Genomic DNA, 19,796 nt, shown 5'->3' on the forward strand with positions numbered 1-19,796 from the left:
TAAACTATATTATAATGAAAGTAATGAGCGATGCCTCAGAAATATAAAATTAGGGGGATGGAGAAATGCGGGAGGTAGTGATTACTTCAGCTGTGCGAACACCTATCGGTTCTTTTGGAGGCGCTTTCAAAGATCTGCTGCCTACACAATTAGGTGTACCTGTTTTAGACGAGGTTGTAAAAAGAAGTAAGCTTCAAAAGCAGGATGTGGAAGAAGTGATTTTAGGTCATTGTATCCAAAGGACAGATGAACCTAATACAGCTAGGACAGCGGCTCTATTAGCTGAATTTCCTTATGCAACAACAGGTTATACGATCCAGCGACAGTGTGCATCAGGGTTGCAGGCTATATTATCTGCGGCTATGCAAATTCAAACTGGACATTCGAATATTGTGATAGCAGGCGGAGTGGAGGTAATGAGCTCAAGTCCATACTTACTTAAGCAGCATCGATGGGGGTCACGTCTTCAGCATGGTCAGGTAACAGACAGTGTATGGGAAATTTTAGAGGATCCCATTCATCACATTATGATGGGAGAAACAGCTGAAAATGTGGCAGAGGAATATGGTATTACAAGAAAAGAGCAGGATGAACTTGCATTATCAAGTCATAATCGTGCTTTAGCAGCAATTGAAAGTGGGAAGTTTGCAGAAGAAATCTTGCCAATAAGTGTGAAAACACGTAAAGGAGAAAATATTGTTTCTCAAGATGAGGGGCCACGACAGGTTACAAGTGAAAAGCTTGCGGCTTTAGCACCGATTTTTAGGGAGAACGGAACGGTAACAGCCGGGAATGCCTCTTCGTTGAATGACGGTGCAGCTGCACTTGTTTTAATGTCAAGGGAAGAAGCGGAAAAAAGAGGCTTAGCTATTTTAGCGAAAATATCACACTATACTGTAGCAGGGGTAGATCCAAAAGTGATGGGAATCGGTCCTGTTCCAGCCATTCAAAAGGGGTTAGCATCATTAAATTGGTCTGTTCAGGATCTAGATGTTGTTGAAATAAATGAAGCTTTTGCTGCTCAATATCTTGCTGTAGAGAAACAGCTGGAACTGGATAGAGAAAAAGTCAATGTTAATGGAAGTGGAATTAGTTTGGGTCATCCAATAGGCTGTACAGGTTCTCGTGTTGTTGTTAGCCTTTTACATGAAATGCAACGAAGAGAGGCACAAAAAGGTCTTGCTTCATTATGTGTAGGCGGTGGCATAGGGGTAGCGTTGTTTATAGAAAGAGACTAAGAAATGGTCAGAGACTGAGATTTTTCAGTCTCTACTTTTTGTTTAGGGTCAATTTGTTATAACTTAGTAAAAAAATAAATGCCATTCCAAACAAAACAATAAATAAAAGTAATACATATTGAAAAGGTAATAGGTTTGCAACAAGTGGCCCTATGCTAGCACCTGTTAATAATGTAAATGAATACAAAGAAATGGCTGTTGCGCGTTTATCTCCGGCCGATTCGCCGATAAATGTAATGAGTGAAGGAATAAAAATAGCGACAGCAGAGACAAAGAATAGTGATAAGATGGTGATTACGATTAGTTGTTTAGTTAATATCATGAGTGCAAAGGAAGAGATGATGATTGCTATGCAAGTAAGCAAAATGTTGATGAGAGAGTATTTTTTAATCCAAAAGCTGCTAAATAAAGAAAGCGGCGTACCAAGCAATGCAATACATCTACTGTAAAACAGTTCTTTTTCAAGCTCAACATAGTACTGAGCAAATTCTTCATAAATAGAAACAAATGACATCAAAGTAATGAAGGTTATGCTAAGTCCTAAAATGATTGGAGCTTGAAAAAGTTTACCTGTAGTGAAGGTGTCAGCAGAATTCCTTTTCTTTTGAATTGAGACATTACGAAGAACAAAGAAGGCACATAGAGATAAACATAAATAACTCAACCCGAAGAAATAAAAAACAGCGCGCCAATCTAACATATTTACAGTTAGTGAACTAATTAGTTGTCCGATAATACCAGCCATTAAAAATCCTGTATTAATGATTGCGATAATGAATGTTCTTCTTTTTACTTGAAACGCATCAAAGCAATATGCATAAGCAACAGGGGCAAAGCTTCCTAACACAAATCCTTGAAGTCCTCTAGAAAGGTAAAAGCTTGTGAGTGAAGTGGAAAAGGTGATAATCAGGGTTAAGCAACATGAGGCAATCATACCGAAAAATAATACATTTCTTTTTGAAAATGCAGCTGAGATAGGACCAAAGCATAGTAGTCCCGTTGCGTAACAAAATGTGAAGATTGTACTTGAAAAAACAGCTTCATCATATGTAATCGACAGCCCTTCTGCAAGTTCACTATAAATCGGAATAAGTAAATAAATATTACTAGCCACACAAACAGCCGCAAGCAAGAAAAACAGTTCCACGATACGATCCTTCATCATCACATACCTCCCTAATGATAACGTATGTTTTGAGAGTAATAGAGGTGTATTCCTCATACAAAAGTTGGTAGAGAGGAAAAATGGAATTTGCCTGTAAAGTAAAGTAAAATAGTAAGAGATAGCTAGAACGAAAATTAATACTAACAAACTACCACGCTACTTTAGTTGTGGTAGTTGTTTTTTCATATAACAACTTAGTAATAACACTCTAAAGCGTTAGTGGGGAATAAACATGAGTATTCAATTTATTTTAGGTCGCTCTGGAACCGGGAAAACAGAGACGATTTTAAATGAAATAAGAGACAGGCTGTTTCAAAAGCCAATTGGCCGACCGATTATTTATCTCGTACCAGACCAAATGACGTTTGGGGCAGAATATGAGTTAATACGTACACCAAACTTAGGTGGGATGATTCGTGCACAAACATTTAGCTTTAGTCGTTTAGCTTGGAGAGTATTACAAGAAACAGGGGGGATGACTCGTCATCATTTATCCAGTACCGGAATTCAAATGCTCCTCCGAAAACTCGTAGAAGAGTATAAACAAGATTTTAAGGTATTTGCCAAAGCTAGTGATAAAAATGGCTTTATTGAACAGTTAGAAGTGATGTTAACAGAATTTAAACGGTATTGCTTATCACCTCAAGAGTTAGAGGATTTTGTAGCAAGCGCTCAAACTGAGTATGATCGAAAATCTTTAACTGATAAGCTTCATGATATGGCTATTCTCTATAAACAAATGGAAATTCAGTTAAGTCATAAATACGTGGATTCTGAGGATTATTTAAAGCTATTGGCTGAAAAAGTTGAAAGCTCAAGTTATTTACAATCTGCTGATATTTATATTGATGGCTTTCATAGCTTTACGCCACAAGAATATGAAGTAGTTGCTGCCTTAATGAAGCATGCACAAAATGTGAAAATTGCTCTTACTGCAGATAAGGCATATGAAGATTTTCTCCCACATGAATTACACTTATTTCAAATGACAGGGAAAACGTATAATAACATTCTTAAGCTGGCTACTGAAGCAGGTAAACAAGTGGAAGAACCGATACTTCTTAAAGAACAGCATCGCTATGCTGGTAGTAGGTCGTTACAACATTTAGAAGCATTTTATGATATAAGACCAACAACCGTTTTCGATCAAGAGCCAGATGTGACGATTTATCAGGCTGCAAATCGCCGCTCTGAGGTTGAAGGAATCGCTAGGGAAATTCAATCACTTATTAGGAATGGTCAATATCGTTATCGTGACCTTGCTCTGCTCATACGAAATTCCAATGATTATCGCGATGTAATTGAACAGGTATTCCGTGATTATGAAGTCCCGTTTTTTATTGATCAAAAGCGTTCTATGCTCAATCATCCATTAGTAGAGTTAATCCGCTCCACAATTGAAATTATTAATGGATATTGGCGATATGAAGCGGTATTTCGTGCAGTGAAAACAGAGCTCCTGTTTCCAATTGAACAAGACAAATATATTATGCGCGAAGATATGGACTTGTTAGAAAATTATGTTCTGTCTTATGGCATTCAGGGATCAAAGTGGACAAACGGAGACCGTTTTCGATACCGCCGTTTCTATTCTCTTGATGATGAATTTGTTGTCACAGATGATGAAAAGGAAATGGAGGACAAGCTAAATCAGTTACGAGAGCTTATTGTTCAACCAATTCAAACTTTGCATAAAAGGTTAAAGCGAAGTCAAAATGGTCAAGAGATGGCAGAAGCTTTGTTTCTTTATTTAGAAGAATTGCATATTCCCAAAAAGCTTGAAGCACTTCGGATTACAGCAGAAGAAAAAGGTCTGTTATTAGAAGCGAGGGAGCATGATCAAGTTTGGCAGGCAGTTATAAATTTATTAGACGAGTTCGTTGAAATGATGGCTGAAGAGCCTGTGTCTTTAAAGCTTTTCTCAGAGATGCTTGAAACGGGTCTTGAGTCAATGAAATTCTCGTTAGTGCCACCAGCTATTGACCAGGTACTGATTGCAGATCTTGAAAAATCCAGGTTTTTCAACGTGAAGTGCTCATTTATTGTTGGAGTAAATGATGGGGTTATTCCTGCCAGACCAAAGGAAGAAGGCATATTAACAGAAGACGATCGAGAGGCTCTTCATTATCAGGGTGTTGATCTTGCTCCAACTGCTAGACAACAGCTTCTTGATGAAAACTTTATCATTTATATGGCATTGTCTAGTTCATCTGAAAAATTATACCTTTCCTATGCGATGGCGGATGAAGAAGGAAAGGCATTGTTGCCGTCTGTCATCATTAAACGAATGGAAGAAATGTTCCCAACAATAAAGCAGCAGCGATTATTGAATGAACCTGAGCAGCTTTCAACAACAGAGCAGCTATCGTTCATCGTAAATCAGCATGTAACACTTTCTTACGTTACATCACAGCTGCAATCGTGGAAAAGAGGATATCCGATTCACTTATTATGGTGGGATGCTTATAACTATTTTGTATCATCCGACAATCAACAATTGACTCAAAAGGTGTTAAGCAGTTTAACTTATGAAAACAAACCAGAGCAGCTAGAAACCAGTGTTAGTCGTGAACTATATGGTGAACATATTCAAGGAAGTGTGTCGCGGATGGAGAAATTCAATAGCTGTCCATTCTCTCATTTTGCTTCACATGGTTTAAAGTTAAGAGAAAGACAGTTTTTCAAGCTTGAGGCACCTGATATAGGGCAAATGTTCCACTCTGCCTTGAAACTGATTTCCGATCGCTTACATCAATTAAAGTTAGATTGGAAAGAGTTAACGAAGGATCAATGTGAGCGACTTTCTAATGATGCAGTTGAGCAGCTTGCACCAAGATTACAAAAAGAAATCCTATTAAGTTCAAATCGTTATCATTATATTAAGCGAAAGCTACAAAAAATTCTTGCACGGGCTTCATCCATTCTTAGTGAACACGCAAAGGCGAGTGGCTTTGCACCAGTCGGCCTAGAGCTTGGGTTTGGTAAAGGTGGGGAACTACCACCAATTCGTTTTACATTGCCAAATGGCTGTACGATGGAGGTTGCAGGTAGAATTGATAGGGTTGATAAAGCAACAGGTTCAAATGGTGTATTGTTACGAATCGTTGATTATAAATCGAGTGATAAAAATGTTCAACTTTCTGAGGTTTATTATGGTTTAGCGCTACAAATGCTAACCTATTTAGATGTTATTATCTCGAACTCAAAGCTGTGGCTAGGAATTGAAGCTACTCCGGCTGGGGTATTATATTTCCATGTTCATGATCCGATGATTCAGGCTTCATCTCTTTTACCGGAAGAAAAGCTAGATGATGAAATTTTTAAGAAGTTTAAAATGAAAGGACTTTTACTCGGTGATGAGGAAGCAGTGAAATTGATGGATCATTCTCTTACCGAAGGAAGCAGTTCAAACATTATTGCAGCCGGTTTGAAAAAGGATGGAGGATTCCGCTCCACATCATCTATAGCGAGTGAATCTGAATTTGAGTTATTACGCCATCATGTGCGATCCACGTTCAAGAAAATTGGAACGAATATCACAGATGGAATAATCGATATAAGCCCCTATAAGCTTAAGGATAAAATGCCATGTACGTATTGTGAGTATAAGTCTGTGTGTCAATTTGATGAATCGTTAGAAGAAAATAACTACCGCATCTTAAAAAGTGAAAAAAATGATGAGGTGTTAAAACGAATGAGAGAGGAGGCTGGAGTTGATGAGTGAAATCATAGCAAAGCCTGAGAACAGCCAATGGACGGATGATCAATGGAAGGCGATTGTTGCGAGTGGCCAGGACATATTAGTTGCCGCTGCTGCTGGATCGGGAAAAACAGCCGTTTTAGTTGAACGAATTATTCGTAAAATTCTTTCGAAAGAAAATCCTGTAGACGTAGATTCATTATTGGTTGTTACGTTTACAAATGCTTCTGCAGCTGAGATGAGGCATCGTATTGGTGAGGCACTTGAAAAAGCACTAAAAGAAAATCCATCTTCACTACACTTACGCAGACAGCTTACTTTACTCAATAAAGCGTCCATTTCAACTCTACACTCGTTCTGTTTACAGGTTGTACGAAAATATTATTATTTAATTAATATTGATCCTAGCTTCCGTATTGCTGATTCAACAGAAGGTCAGCTCTTAATTGATGAAGTTCTTGATGAACTATTTGAAGAAGAATACAGTCGTGAAGATAACGAAGAATTTTTTGATTTAGTTGATCGTTATACATCTGATCGAAGTGATCTTGAGCTACAATCTTTAATTCGAGAGCTTTACTTTTTTTCAAGGTCACATCCAACACCAAGTATTTGGCTAGAGCAGCTTGCGGCAATGTATGATCTTGACGATGACTTTGATATGAATTCTTTACCGTTTATGAACTATTTAATGCAGGATATTGAAATGCAGTTATCAGGTGCTCGGGAGCAGCTTCTTCAAGCAATGGAGCTTACGAAAAGACCAGCTGGACCTGCTCCACGTGCAGAAAACCTAGAGGATGACTTAAAGCAGCTTACAGATATTCTCGCACATAAGGAATCTTGGGACGGACTTGGCGAGCAACTAAAAAAGTTTAAAATGTCACGTGCGAAGATCGTCAAAGGTGATCAATATGATAAGAGTTTAACAGACCAAGTAACAGCTTTACGTAACGCGGTTAAAAAACAAATAGAGCAATTACGTGATGAATTGTTTTCTCGTTCACTTCAGCATTATATGCAGGATTTTGTTCATTTAAAGCCTGTTGTCAAAAAGCTTGTTGAACTTGTACAGCAGTTTGCCCATCGCTATGAAGGCATGAAAAAAGAAAAAGGAATTGTCGATTTTGCTGATCTAGAGCATTATTGCTTACAAATTCTGCAAACGGATGGAGATAAACCAAGTGAAGCGTCTCTTTATTATAAACAACAGTTTGTAGAGGTTCTTGTTGATGAGTATCAAGATACGAATCTTGTTCAAGAATCGATTTTAAAGCTAGTCACAAAAGACGAAGAAGCAACAGGAAATCTCTTTATGGTTGGAGATGTAAAGCAATCCATCGTGCGCCCATAAGGGTATTGTGTATTTCACCATTTGGCGGTGAATAAACTACAGAAACGGTTTATATATCAGCCGACTTATCTTGGCGGGAAACCAAAAAGGGAGTGTAGCATGTCGGTTAAAGTCATAAGTTAACCTAAACGGAAAGGTTACGACTGAATGGCGAGATATAAAAGATTCGTATAAGGAAGAAGGCTAAACTGCTTGAAGAACAATCCGAGCGGGGCTATGCTAACCGTCTAGGAAACCGTTTGAAACCTAGAATCCATTCTTACTTTATCCTATAAATGGAGGGATGAAGTATGGGAGAGTGTACTAAATTGATGCACAAACCTAGTTTCTGAATTAATAAAGAATGGACGCGTCTCAAGATTGAGTAAAAGGATGAGTGTTCCTTCCGACAACGAATCACAGCCTGTATACAATATACTAAATGGGGATTACCTAAGTTGGAACGCCAATTGGCTATGTACAAAGGTACTGAAAATCCAATAAGGTAACGGAGCTTCCGTAGTAGTCCGAAATAGGGAAAGCCTATTACATGGCGAAGGGGAGCAGCTTACAACGTATAAACAATGAAGAAGGGAGCGAAATGCTCTATGCAAAGTTCAGATATTGTATTATACAATCTATCGAAGCAGGCAACGAAAGAAAATTATCAATATGACCGCTTATACCGAAATCTTTACAATGAAGATTTCTATCTAAAAGCTTATTCTAAGATATACAAAAATAAAGGCAGTGCAACAAAAGGAATCGATGATGAAACAGCTGATGGATTCGGTGAGGAAAAGGTACAAGAAATTATTGCTTTACTAAAAGATGAGAGTTATCAACCGAAGCCAGTCCGTAGAATAAATATCCCAAAGAAAAACGGTAAGACAAGACCATTAGGAATCCCAACATTTACAGATCGAATAGTTCAAGAAGTTTGTCGCATGATTTTAGAAGCTATCTACGAGCCAACATTCTCACAACACTCACATGGGTTTCGGGAAAAAAGAAGTTGTCACACCGCTTTAATCGAAGTTAAAAATACGTTTTCGGGCGTGAACTGGTTCATAGAAGGCGATATTAAAGGATTCTTTGACAACATTAATCATCAAGCGCTTATCAACATTTTGAGAAAGCGAATTAACGATGAAAAATTCATTCGGCTTATGTGGAAATTTCTAAAAGCAGGTTTCGTAGAAAATTGGAGATTCCAAAGCACCTATAGTGGAACACCACAAGGCGGGATCATTAGCCCCTTACTAGCGAATATCTATTTGAACGAATTTGATTCGTATATTGAAAAAGAATTGAAACCATCTTTTGATATCGGAACTGCTAAGAAACGTAAACGAAATCCAGAATACCGAAAATATGATATGCGTAATCAACGATTAAAGAAGAAAATTAAGGAGACCACCGAAGAAATACTTCGCGAGACTCTAATTAAAGAGTACAAAGAGAACAAAAAGCTTCTTTTAACCTTACCCTATTACGAGCCTAGTAATGAAGGCTATAAGAGCATGAAATACGTGAGGTACGCTGATGATTTTATTATCGGTGTCAATGGCAGTAAAGAAGATTGTGAGCAACTAAAAAAATGTGCAGGGAAATTTCTAAAAGAACACCTTCAGCTAGAAATGTCTGATGAAAAAACGCTTATTACACATAGTACAAATCCAGCAAGATTTTTGGGCTATGACATTTTAATTAGCCATGACCTAAGCGCAGCAAAAGATAAAAATGGTGTGGTCAAGCGAAAGTATCGAGGCTATGTACAATTGCGAATTCCAAATGGAACGATTGAAAAAGTAATTATTAGTCGAAAAATGGTCAAAGATATAGATTCGAAGCAATGGGATATGCTTCACAGACCAGCATTAATTGGTCTATCAGATTTAGAAATCATCGAAACGTATAACGCCGAACTCCGTGGATTATATAATTTTTATTGCCTAGCGGAAAACGTCAATCAAAAAATGTGGCAATTACGATACGTCATGGAATACAGTTGTTTAAAAACACTTGCGAATAAATACAAGTCCACAGTTGCTAAGATGAAAGTGAAATACAGCCAAGGTAAGGACTGGGGAGTAAAGTACGAAACAAAGCATGGTGAAAAAATAGCGTATTTCTATAAGGACGGATTCGATAAAAAGTAGAGTGCTACAAATTTGATATTGATGAAAAACCTAACCTTTATGTATATCAAGGAAGAAACGACTTAGAAAAACGGTTGGTGCAAAACAATGTGAACTATGTGGAGAAAATCATCCCGACACAAAATTTGAGATTCATCATGTCAACAAAGTGAAGAATCTTAAAGGAAAGAAATACTGGGAATGGGCGATGATTGCAAAACAACGAAAAACATTGGTTGTATGTAAAAAATGTCATATTGAAATTCATAAATAAAGATAGATATTTGTAAGTGGAGAGCCGTATACTCTGAGAGGAGTACGTACGGTTCGGGGGGGAGTTTCTAGAAACCTACTGCAGAAATGTAGCAAGGCGCTGGATTCTTACCCTACTATCGCTTCCGTCTTGCAGAGCCGTTTCTATTTTTAAGCAAGTATAAGCGATTTACACAAGCAGCTGAGTCTACAGGAATGCGCATTGATTTATCAAAAAACTTCCGAAGCCGCTCAGAAGTGTTAGATGGAACGAACTATTTATTTAAACAAATTATGGGCGAAACAGTTGGGGAAATTGTGTACGATGATGACGCAGAATTAAAGCTTGGCGCCGCGTATCCGGAAAATGATCAAATGAATACAGAGCTTTTACTAATCGAACGAGGTGGCGTAGAGGAACAAGATAAAGAGGGTGAAACAGAAACCGAGGGTGTGTTTGATGAACAAGAGTTGGAGACAGTTCAGCTTGAAGCAAGATTAATGGCGCGTAAGATTAAGACATTAATAGACGAGCAATTTCCTGTGTATGATCGCGGTATTGGTGGGACACGTCCTGTTAGTTATCGAGATGTTGTCATTCTTCTACGTTCTATGCCATGGGCGCCACAAATTATGGAAGAATTTAAGCAAGCTGGAATTCCGGTGTATGCCAACTTATCAGATGGTTATTTTGAAGCAACTGAAGTAGCAATCATGCTATCCGTTCTAAAGATCATTGACAATCCCTATCAAGATATACCGTTAGCTGCAGTACTTCGTTCACCAGTCGTTGGGTTATCCGAAAATGAATTGGCCATTATTCGTACGTTTGATCATAAAGGAATGTTTTATGATGCAGTAAAAGCCTTTTTGGCTTCTAACGATACAAGGTATGAAGAGCTTTATAAAAAACTACACCCTTTCATTGATCTCTTGCAGGGCTGGCGAGATATAGCAAGACAAGGGTCGGTTTCTGATTTAATATGGCAGCTTTACCGTGATACAAAGTTTTTTGATTTTGTTGGAGGAATGCCTGGTGGAAAACAGCGTCAAGCAAATCTCCGTGCTCTATATGATCGTGCCCGTCAATATGAAGCAACGTCATTTAGAGGGTTATTCCGCTTTTTACGTTTTATTGAACGTATGCAGGATCGCGGCGATGATCTAGGAGCAGCGCGTGCGCTTGGAGAGCAAGAGGATGTCGTAAGGCTAATGACAATTCACAGCAGTAAAGGGTTAGAGTTTCCGATCGTGTTTGTTGCAGGGCTTTCCAAGCAATTTAATATGATGGATTTAAATAAAAAGTATTTGCTTGATAAAGAGCTTGGATTTGGGACAAAGCTGATTAACCCTAAGTTGCGAGTAAGCTACCCAACACTGCCTTATATTGCCCTAAAGAAAAAAATGAGAATGGAGCTTCTTGCTGAAGAAATGCGAGTGCTTTATGTTGCGTTAACTCGTGCAAAAGAGAAGCTATATTTATTAGGAACATTAAAGGACCCGGACAAAACGATTACAAACTGGAGAAATCACATGGCACATCAAGAGTGGCTATTACCTGATTTTGAACGCGCTAAAGCGAAAAGCTACCTTGATTGGGTTGGTCCTGCCTTAATCCGCCACAGGGATTGTATTGTGTTAGGTGATGGACAAATTTGTTTATCAGAAGAAATATCAAGTCACCCATCGCGATGGACAATTCAACAAGTAAAAGGTGAAGAGCTTGTTGAATCATTCAAGGCGGATCAAGAACGAAATGATGAATTGCTCACTTCTATTCAAAAAGGTGAAGCAGTGATGCTAGAAAGTGAGCAGAAACAAGTGGTGATCGATCAGCTTTCTTGGTCGTATCCATTCCAACAAGCAACAAAAAGCCGTTCAAAGCAATCTGTTACAGAGTTAAAAAGACAACGGGAGGTTACAGATGAGTATAGTGATCAGCAATTCATTATGAAGCAAACCTCTCAATCTTTGCTATATAATCGACCAAGCTTTATGCAAAGCAAGTCGATATCACCTGCTGAGCGAGGAACTGCCATGCATGCTGTGATGCAGCACATTCCTTTAACTGAAAAAGTAACTAAAGCTGAAGTTACAAAGAAAGTTGAAGAGCTTGTTACTAAGGAAATTCTTACAGAAGATTTGGCTAAAGTGATAAACATCGAGCAAATTGTTGCTTTTTTCTCATCAGATATCGGTCTAAGATTGCAAAATGCAAACAATGTTTATCGTGAGATTCCATTTAGTTATGCGTTAGAGGCAGATCATCTTGATGAGAATTTGAAGGATGAACCAATTTTAGTTCAAGGGGTAATCGATTGTTTATTTGAAGATGAACAAGGTACTGTTTTGTTAGATTACAAAACTGATACAATACAAGGTCGAATAACAGCTGAAAAAGATGAGCTTGAAAACATATTAAGTGATCGATATCGTGTTCAAATTGATTTATATACAAAAGCAATTGAAAACATAATTCACCGTCCTTTACAGGAAAAATATTTATTTTTCTTTGATGGAGGACATCTCATAAAAATGTAAAAAGATGCAATCGGTGATTCTTCATCGATTGCATTCTATTGACTATGTGTAAGTGAGCTAAGAAAGGATGATGAAAAGATGCGTATTTTGCATACGGCAGATTGGCACCTTGGACGAGCACTAGAAGGTCGTAGTCGATTAGCTGAACAGGCAGATTTTATTGATGAGCTTGTACGAATTGTAGAAGAAGAAAAAGTAGACGCCATATTAATGGCTGGTGATGCATTTGATACGGTCAACCCACCGGCTGCAGCGGAGCAACTGTTTTACGAAGGCCTTTCTAGATTATCAGATCATGGTAAACGTCCAATCGTTGTGATTGCAGGAAATCATGACAATCCTGATCGCTTATCTGCAGCATCACCTTTAGCTGGAAATCATTCGATTCATTTAATTGGTTATCCAACAACTGAATTGATTAAATTAGATATCCCTAGTGCTGGTGAGCAAATGATGGTGGCTGCACTAGCATATCCTTCAGAAGCAAGACTTGAACAAGTATTATCACAGGAGCATGATGAAGTGCTGCTTCGAAATAAATATGATGAACGTATACGTGATCTATTTTCGATTATGAGCAATCAATTTCAAAAGAATACAGTAAATATCGCGATGAGTCATATTCATGTTGCTGGAGGAAGCTCCACAGATTCTGAGCGTCCAATTGAAGTTGGTGGAGCTTATACAGTTGCAGCAACAAGTATGCCGGAAGCTGCTCAGTATGTTGCATTGGGACATTTGCACCGACCACAAAATATTAAGCGTGCGAGCACATTAACCAGATATTCAGGCTCACCGCTTGCGTATAGCTTTTCAGAAATCGGTTATGCAAAATCTGTCACGATTTTAGATGCTGAACCAAATCAACCTGTTGTGATGAAGGAGATTCCATTATCTTCTGGTAAACCTTTGGTGAAATGGAAAGCAACAGAGGGAATTAATCAGGTTCATAGCTGGCTTGATGAAGGAAAAGATCATAATGCATGGATAGATTTAGAGATTCATTTAACTAGTACTCTCTCAATAGAGGAAATTCATCGCCTCCGTAAATGGCATCCAGGCTTCATCCATATCCGTCCTGTTTTCCAAGCTGAGCTGGAGGTTGCGGCAACAAGACAATCAAACCTTCCGATTGACCAACTATTTTCACAGTTTTACGAAAAACAAACAGGGGGAGCTAAGCCTGAGGATGAGCTTGTTCGATTATTTTTAGAGCTTGTTCAACAGGATGAAGAACAAGGGGAAGGTGATGATGCATGAAGCCTATTACTTTAACTGTGTCTGGATTGCATAGCTTCAGAGAAAAACAGACGATTAACTTTGACGCCCTTTGTGATGGCGGGATTTTTGGGATCTTTGGGCCAACTGGAAGCGGGAAGTCGTCAATTCTGGATGCTATGACTCTTGCTTTATATGGAAAAGTAGAGCGTGCCATGAATAACACACATGGAATATTAAATCATGCTGAAGATCAACTCTCTGTTTCGTTTACTTTTGAACTTGAAAATGCCTCTTCAAAGAAAAGGTATGTTGTGGAACGGGTGTTTAAACGAACAGACGATATTAGGGTGAAAACAGCGATCTGTCGTTTAATTGAGGAAGGAGAAGAGCATGTTGTCTTAGCGGATAAAGCAGTTGATGTAAATGACAAAATCTATGGATTATTAGGTCTTACAATCGATGACTTTACCCGTGCTGTAGTTCTTCCACAAGGGAAATTTGCTGAATTTCTTTCTTTAAAAGGTGCAGAAAGAAGACAAATGCTACAACGTTTATTTCACTTAGAGCAATACGGTGATCAGCTCTTGAAGAAGCTCAAGCGACGTTTAGTAACTGCAAGAATTACTCGTAATGAATTAGAAGCAGAGAAAACTGGTTTAGGTGATGCATCGGCAGAAGCTGTTAAAGAAGCGAAGAAGCAAGTAAAAGAAGCAGAAGTTTTACTTGAAAAGCGTCAAAAAGAGCTTGAAAGTGTAACAAAGGACTATGAACGAAAACAAGCAACTTGGCAATTACAACAGCAAAGGCTAGAACTAGAAAAGGAAAAAGCATCAGTCAAAAAAGATGAAGAACAGATTCAATCTTTACAACAACAGGTGAAAACGGCTGAGGAAGCAGAAGCCTTAAGACCGTATGCAGAGGCTTTACAAGCTCGTAAACAAGAAAAAGTTCAGGCAGAAGGTAATCTTGAGGCTGCGAAGAAAAATGTAGAGAAAATGAAGCAGCAATATGAAACGAGCAGCCGAGCTTACGAGGCAATTCGAAAGGAAAAATCTGAACAAGAACCAGCTTTAGTAGCAAAGCGTGAAAAGCTATTACAATTGCAAAAGGTTGAAGAAGAGCTTAAACGAGATCAAACAATACTTCACGAACTTAAACAGAAAAAAGAAGAGTTACAAAAGCAGCAGGAGCACCATCAATCACTATTAACAAAAGCACAGCAATTAGTTGAAAAAGCAGCAGTAAAGCAACAAACTTTACAAGAAGAGCAGAAAACAAAAACCGTTTCTGCTAAAGAAAGAGATCAGGTTCGTGCCGCTTTAGAAGCAAAACAACATGTTCAACAAAGTAAACAGCAGTTCGAAGAAACGAATGAATTGCTAAAGAAAAAAAACAACGCATTAATTAGTGAAAAGAAAAAATACGATTCTCTTACAGATCAATTGTCCGTTAATAAAAAACATCTTGAAAATAAATTTAATGAACTAACCTCCCTATATTTTCTGATTTCGGAAAGGGAAACGGAATATAAGCACTTTCTTTCTGGAGCTAAACACAAGTTAGAAGAAAAAGTAGCAGAAGAGGAAAAGGCAAAAAATCAGAAGTTGGCTTTTGCGCTCGTCAAGGAGCTAAAAGAGGGAGCACCTTGTCCTGTTTGTGGATCGTGTTACCACCCGAGCCCTGTACATGCTGATTTAGATCATGATGAAGAAGTCGAAAAGCAATTAGATGTGATGAAGCAACAGTTTGAACAGCTTCAGTCATTAAATCAGGAGCCACATTCACTTAAAATAAAGGCAGAGGGTTTATCTGAGCAGCTTACTTCTGATTTTTTATTTTTACAAGATAAAAAGCTAATAGAAGAAGTTACAGTAGAGCAACTGATTGCACCAAATACGAATATTTCATTAGAACAAGGTTTTCAAACGTTTCAATTAGCGTTTAAAAATCTAAATCAAGATTATATATTATTACGTCAATCTCTTGAAATGAACGTAAAACAGTTGCGAGAATTGCAGCAGGAGGGAGTAAGAAGTAAAGATAGTATTTCCTCTGCAAATAATGATGTCCAGGAATGGATAAATAAACTCAATGAATACAAACAAAAGTACGAGAAAAGCTTAAAACATTACTCTGAGACCTTCTCTCAAATTCCAATTGAAAATGTTGAACAGTTACAAAGAGAAATCTCTGAAAAAGATGAAGCACTCGAGCAGTTAAATGAACGAATTCAAAAGAGTTTTTCTTTCATAGAAGAACAAGAAGAAATCGTGAAAAAACAGGAAGAATTCAATCGTCATATAAAAGAACAACAGATTGAGCTTCAAGCCTTATTAAAGAATCGTGATTTTTCTATAAAAGAAAAACAGGAAAAGCTAAAAGAAGTTGGTTTGGAAAAATCAATTTCTACTGTAATCACGGAAACAAATGCGATGATTAAACAATTAGCTGAAAAAGAAAATGAGCTGTATCAAGGATGGCAAAAAGAATCTAATATGCTTCATCAATTGCAAAGTGAGCTTGCAGCACATGAAAGATCATATGAGCAAGCAAAACACCAAGTTCAAGAATCAGAACAAAAATGGTCCCAAGTAAAAGAAAATACTTCGTTTAAAACCATTGAAGAAACACTAGCATCCCTACTAGGTGCAGAAAAAAGGCAACAACTAAAGGCTGAAATTGAAGCTTTCTTGGATAAAATGAAGCAGCTTAACACAGACTTAAATCGAATTGAAGAAAAACTGGGGAATCAGCAGATTTCTCAAGAAGAATGGAATACTATTCAACAAATCAAAGTAGAGATGAAGCAGCAGGTTGAGGATGCTGTTGCCAGCAAGGGGGCGGCTACAAATGGCCTGCAGGTGCTTTTAGAGAAGCACGAGCGCTTCGTAGTCATAGAAAACCAACAAAAAGAACTTGATGATTTGTTGGGAAAACTAGAAAAACTTCAATCTGTTTTTAAAGGAAACAGCTTTGTTGAATATGTTGCAGAGGAGCAGCTGCAGCAAGTAAGTCGTGATGCATCTGAAAGACTTTCAATGTTAACGCGTGGTCGCTATGCGATTGAAGTTGATTCACAAGGTGGATTTATTATGAGAGATGATGCAAACGGTGGAGTAAGAAGACCTGTTTCCACATTATCAGGAGGGGAAACGTTCTTAACCTCACTTGCACTTGCCTTATCGCTATCAACACAAATTCAACTTCGTGGTGAATACCCGCTTCAATTTTTCTTCTTAGATGAAGGGTTCGGAACGTTAGACATTGAGCTGCTCGATACAGTCATAACGGCTCTAGAAAAATTGCAATCACAAAATTTATCAGTTGGAGTTATTAGCCACGTGCAAGAGCTAAGAGCAAGACTGCCACGGAAACTAATTGTAGAGCCTGCTGAACCATCTGGTAAAGGAACGTCTGTTTATTTAGAATCGCTTTAATAGTTTGGGTGTGGAGTGTTGAATATGTCTCGTTTAACTAATGAACACATAAGAAATCACATTTCACAGAGCCAATATGATAACAAAGGGATGTCGCGATGGGAAAGAAAAAAGAAATTGGGACATGTGAATTGTGTGAAAGAGAAGAAGTTGAAACAACCATTCATCATCTTACACCTAAGGAAATGGGTGGAACCTTCTTGCCTACTGCCAAGCTTTGTATAGCATGTCACAAGCAAATTCATGCTTTATATACAAATGAAGAATTAGCAGCTAGGCTTTCAACCATTGAGGACTTAAAACAGGATGATAAAATCAAAAGTTTTATTAAATGGATAAGAAAGCAACCTTCTAGTAAGTTAGTTCCTACGAGAAAATCCAATGAACGAAAGCAGAAGGGGCGTTAGAAAGAGAAGACTGTCCGGGAATATGGGCAGTCTTTTTTTGTGGAATTTTCGATTAATACATAAAGAAAACAACAGGACGCAATAATGAAAAGGCGGAAAAAGTGTTTTTTTCCGCCTTACTATTAATTATTCGCCAACATGTTTTGATCTGTTACATCTGGATCAATTAAATTGGTACCACTTATTCCATTATTAATAATGTGGAAATCTCCTGTGCTTCCTCCGCCAGAGCCTGAGGCACTCTTTGACTGGCTTTTTGGGGCAAGATAAAACGTATCCCCAAAGTTAACGACTCCGCCGCCTACTTCATTAATCTTAATTGGACCGACAATAGCTGGCATATAAAACATCCTTTTTAAAGTTTCCTATTACTTTAGTTTATGCAACTGAATACTAAGGTGTTAATCGTTTATCAAAGTTAGTGAGTAGGAGTTGGCTATTTTTATTGTTAACTCTTTAATTGGCGAATATGCTTTGTTCGTGACACTGCCCGAATATCCCTTGTAGAGCCAATCTGAAATACTGCTGAAGAGGACAGGGCTGTAACATCCACATGTTGAACAAATATTACGGGCTTTTCATGAAAAAAGTTTGTTATGATAGTTTCATAAAAAATAGGCTGAGGAATTTCTTCTTCAAAGATTGGATACTCAGATAAGTCTCCTTCTGAACCAAAAAATCGTTCTTCCTCCCGCTGAACAGCAAGTGCTTTTACATTTGGTGTTATTTCAACAGAATCACCGATTTGAAAAACAGAGCTGATCCCGACTGAGTTAACATAGGCACTTACAACGTTACTATTACGACTGATCATTGAGGCGCCAACGGCACTAATGGGCCGATAATTAAAGACTCAGGTGGGGTATCAAAGACAGAAGAAAGAGCAATGGTTTGAGTATCACCTATTAAAAAAACAGATGAGCTAGATACCCCAATAACTTTAATAGCTCCCACCTGGATATCTTTATTAACTACAGTAAAATTCATCGTTCTTCACTCCTTTATGGAGAATTTTTTGGCAAATGTTGCAGGAAATGCATAATAGAATTCTCGACATCCTTCTTCACCAATTGAAAAATTTCCTGTTTTTTATTTAGTAATGAATCTTGTTCAGTAAGAGGCTGAGCATTAATGTAGTACTGAATTCTGCTATCAATTTGTTTTCTAATGTCTTCAATAATATGTCTGCGGTGAGGGTCATCGAGAGTTAATTCATATTGTTTTTCTGCTTGCTGTATATAATGAATACATTCTTGATTTAGAAAATGGTTAATATCTTGGCTGCATTGCTTCATAAGCTGATCTCGAAGTTGTTGTTGAACACCATTTACGTTCATCCCTTGTTGTTGAACCTCAAAGTTATCTATCTGCTCAGGATCGGTCGGATTGAGACCAATATTAAGGGTCCCATCTAACTGTTCAACCTTTAGTTGATCAAATTTATACTCAATTCTTTCAATATTTGTGTAAGGTTGTTTTTTTAAGGAGTCCACATCGGTCCGTAAATCATTTATTAGGTTAGTAAGTTGTTGGATTTTTTTATCCTGCTGCTGAACATAGTTATGAAGCTGCTGGAGGTATTTAGTCATATCATGATAGTACAAAGCTATTCACCCACCTTTTGTTCGCTCAAAAGTTGTTACTAACAATCTATGCAATAAAATAAAATGGGTGATAGCCTATAAAAAATTATGAGCTTGCTGTTGGAGTAGCGAGAGGCACAAGAGGTCCCGGAGAAGACTCTGTTGCAACACCAGTTGGAGCCTCGGTTAAAATTTGGGGTGCTTCTTGAAAAAATCCACCAGTATTATAAAGGTTTGATAGGGGCTTTATCATTCCAGCACTCCCGATTTGCAGAACAGAAGAGTTGTTTACAGAGCCCACCCGCAGGTAATTTATGCAGATGGTTTGGTTAATATAGAAATTCACCTTTCACATCCCCCTTTTGTGTGTTTATAAAAGGAAAAAGGCAGGAATAAGTGAGTCGAGAAGAACATCCCCTACCTCCAAAATTTATAAGTTTCCTGCCATTGGCTGGTCAATAACATCATTATCATACGTGTTGGTAACAGAATTTTGATTGTAAATGTTAAGACCATCACCTGTGTTAAAGGAACCAGCACCAGCAAATGTTTTAACCTCGCTGTAAGGAGAAATAGTAATAACATCTCCAACATGAATAATGCTACTTGTTCCTACACTATTTACTTTAAAGGCACCTACAATAGCTGGCATAGTCAAACATCCTTTGTTAGTGTTATAAAACAAAGCAACGACAATTGGCTTTTTCTATACATTATGTTAGAAATGCGAAAAAGTGTGATAAACGCGGAAAAAACAAAGCTTGGATTTAAAGAGTAT

Annotated in this window: 12 protein-coding genes and 3 pseudogenes; 8 read left to right on the forward strand and 7 right to left on the reverse strand. The window is 37.9% G+C overall.

The features are described 5' to 3' along the window. The first annotated feature begins 65 nt into the window (after window positions 1-65). On the forward strand, window positions 66-1,238 hold the full coding sequence (locus LPC09_RS04410) for a thiolase family protein (RefSeq protein WP_098794850.1): 1,173 nt from the start codon (window positions 66-68) through the stop codon (window positions 1,236-1,238). A gap of 31 nt (window positions 1,239-1,269) precedes the next feature. Here the strand turns inward: LPC09_RS04410 and LPC09_RS04415 are convergent, their stop codons facing one another. Further along, window positions 1,270-2,403: an MFS transporter gene (locus tag LPC09_RS04415; protein WP_218012724.1), complete on the reverse strand. Its 1,134-nt coding sequence runs from the start codon at window positions 2,401-2,403 to the stop codon at window positions 1,270-1,272. Between the two features lie 232 nt (window positions 2,404-2,635). Between LPC09_RS04415 and addB the strand changes: the two genes are divergently transcribed. From addB to LPC09_RS04450, 7 genes and pseudogenes are all read left to right on the forward strand, one after another. Further along, the gene (gene addB, locus LPC09_RS04420) at window positions 2,636-6,127 is read left to right on the forward strand and encodes a helicase-exonuclease AddAB subunit AddB (RefSeq protein ID WP_098794848.1); all 3,492 of its coding nucleotides are present in this window, start codon (window positions 2,636-2,638) and stop codon (window positions 6,125-6,127) included. Further along, a pseudogene (locus LPC09_RS04425) lies at window positions 6,120-7,451 on the forward strand (UvrD-helicase domain-containing protein); the annotation flags it as partial. The gene addB and the pseudogene LPC09_RS04425, both read left to right, overlap by 8 nt. A 593-nt stretch (window positions 7,452-8,044) precedes the next feature. Next, window positions 8,045-9,851, forward strand: a pseudogene (gene ltrA, locus LPC09_RS04430) (group II intron reverse transcriptase/maturase). A 116-nt stretch (window positions 9,852-9,967) separates the two neighbouring features. Beyond that, window positions 9,968-12,370, forward strand: a pseudogene (addA, locus tag LPC09_RS04435) (helicase-exonuclease AddAB subunit AddA); the annotation flags it as partial. Between the two features lie 78 nt (window positions 12,371-12,448). Beyond that, window positions 12,449-13,630 carry an exonuclease SbcCD subunit D gene (locus LPC09_RS04440; RefSeq protein ID WP_231309101.1) on the forward strand — a complete coding sequence of 394 codons (1,182 nt, stop codon included), beginning with the start codon at window positions 12,449-12,451 and terminating at the stop codon, window positions 13,628-13,630. Beyond that, window positions 13,627-17,028, forward strand: coding sequence for an AAA family ATPase (locus LPC09_RS04445; protein ID WP_231309102.1), 3,402 nt, complete (start codon window positions 13,627-13,629; stop codon window positions 17,026-17,028). The genes LPC09_RS04440 and LPC09_RS04445 overlap by 4 nt, the downstream gene beginning before the upstream one ends. Window positions 17,029-17,126: 98 nt before the next feature. Further along, entirely contained in the window at window positions 17,127-17,435 is a 309-nt protein-coding gene (locus LPC09_RS04450) for an HNH endonuclease (protein WP_231309103.1), read from the forward strand. Between the two features lie 122 nt (window positions 17,436-17,557). On the opposite strand, the gene LPC09_RS04455 is transcribed toward LPC09_RS04450, so the two are convergent. The 6 genes from LPC09_RS04455 to LPC09_RS04480 form a co-directional block, all read right to left on the reverse strand. Continuing rightward, on the reverse strand, window positions 17,558-17,776 hold the full coding sequence (locus LPC09_RS04455; RefSeq protein WP_231309104.1) for a spore germination protein: 219 nt from the start codon (window positions 17,774-17,776) through the stop codon (window positions 17,558-17,560). Between the two features lie 107 nt (window positions 17,777-17,883). After that, complete coding sequence (locus LPC09_RS04460) at window positions 17,884-18,249, reverse strand: spore germination protein GerPE (protein WP_098794842.1); 366 nt, start codon at window positions 18,247-18,249, stop codon at window positions 17,884-17,886. Then, window positions 18,246-18,422 carry a spore gernimation protein GerPD gene (locus LPC09_RS04465; protein ID WP_098794841.1) on the reverse strand — a complete coding sequence of 59 codons (177 nt, stop codon included), beginning with the start codon at window positions 18,420-18,422 and terminating at the stop codon, window positions 18,246-18,248. The genes LPC09_RS04460 and LPC09_RS04465 overlap by 4 nt, the downstream gene beginning before the upstream one ends. 14 nt (window positions 18,423-18,436) lie before the next feature. Next, window positions 18,437-19,039, reverse strand: a complete 603-nt coding sequence (gerPC, locus tag LPC09_RS04470) for a spore germination protein GerPC (RefSeq protein WP_231309105.1) — start codon at window positions 19,037-19,039, stop codon at window positions 18,437-18,439. An 85-nt stretch (window positions 19,040-19,124) separates the two neighbouring features. Beyond that, window positions 19,125-19,364, reverse strand: coding sequence for a spore germination protein GerPB (locus LPC09_RS04475; RefSeq protein ID WP_231309106.1), 240 nt, complete (start codon window positions 19,362-19,364; stop codon window positions 19,125-19,127). Window positions 19,365-19,448: 84 nt separating this feature from the next. Further along, on the reverse strand, window positions 19,449-19,670 hold the full coding sequence (locus tag LPC09_RS04480; protein WP_231309107.1) for a spore germination protein: 222 nt from the start codon (window positions 19,668-19,670) through the stop codon (window positions 19,449-19,451). Between the last annotated feature and the right edge of the window lie 126 nt (window positions 19,671-19,796).

This window comes from Metabacillus sp. B2-18, from assembly GCF_021117275.1.
In the GTDB taxonomy this organism is placed as follows: domain Bacteria; phylum Bacillota; class Bacilli; order Bacillales; family Bacillaceae; genus Metabacillus.

What these genes read in the sequence shown, in the direction of transcription:
- LPC09_RS04410 (WP_098794850.1), top strand. Translation starts at nt 66, where the DNA reads ATGCGGGAGGTAGTGATTACTTCAGCTGTGCGAACACCTATCGGTTCT.
- LPC09_RS04415 (WP_218012724.1), bottom strand. Translation starts at nt 2,403, where the DNA reads ATGATGAAGGATCGTATCGTGGAACTGTTTTTCTTGCTTGCGGCTGTT.
- addB (WP_098794848.1), top strand. Translation starts at nt 2,636, where the DNA reads ATGAGTATTCAATTTATTTTAGGTCGCTCTGGAACCGGGAAAACAGAG.
- LPC09_RS04440 (WP_231309101.1), top strand. Translation starts at nt 12,449, where the DNA reads ATGCGTATTTTGCATACGGCAGATTGGCACCTTGGACGAGCACTAGAA.
- LPC09_RS04445 (WP_231309102.1), top strand. Translation starts at nt 13,627, where the DNA reads ATGAAGCCTATTACTTTAACTGTGTCTGGATTGCATAGCTTCAGAGAA.
- LPC09_RS04450 (WP_231309103.1), top strand. Translation starts at nt 17,127, where the DNA reads ATGGGAAAGAAAAAAGAAATTGGGACATGTGAATTGTGTGAAAGAGAA.
- LPC09_RS04455 (WP_231309104.1), bottom strand. Translation starts at nt 17,776, where the DNA reads ATGCCAGCTATTGTCGGTCCAATTAAGATTAATGAAGTAGGCGGCGGA.
- LPC09_RS04460 (WP_098794842.1), bottom strand. Translation starts at nt 18,249, where the DNA reads ATGATCAGTCGTAATAGTAACGTTGTAAGTGCCTATGTTAACTCAGTC.
- LPC09_RS04465 (WP_098794841.1), bottom strand. Translation starts at nt 18,422, where the DNA reads ATGAATTTTACTGTAGTTAATAAAGATATCCAGGTGGGAGCTATTAAA.
- LPC09_RS04480 (WP_231309107.1), bottom strand. Translation starts at nt 19,670, where the DNA reads ATGCCAGCTATTGTAGGTGCCTTTAAAGTAAATAGTGTAGGAACAAGT.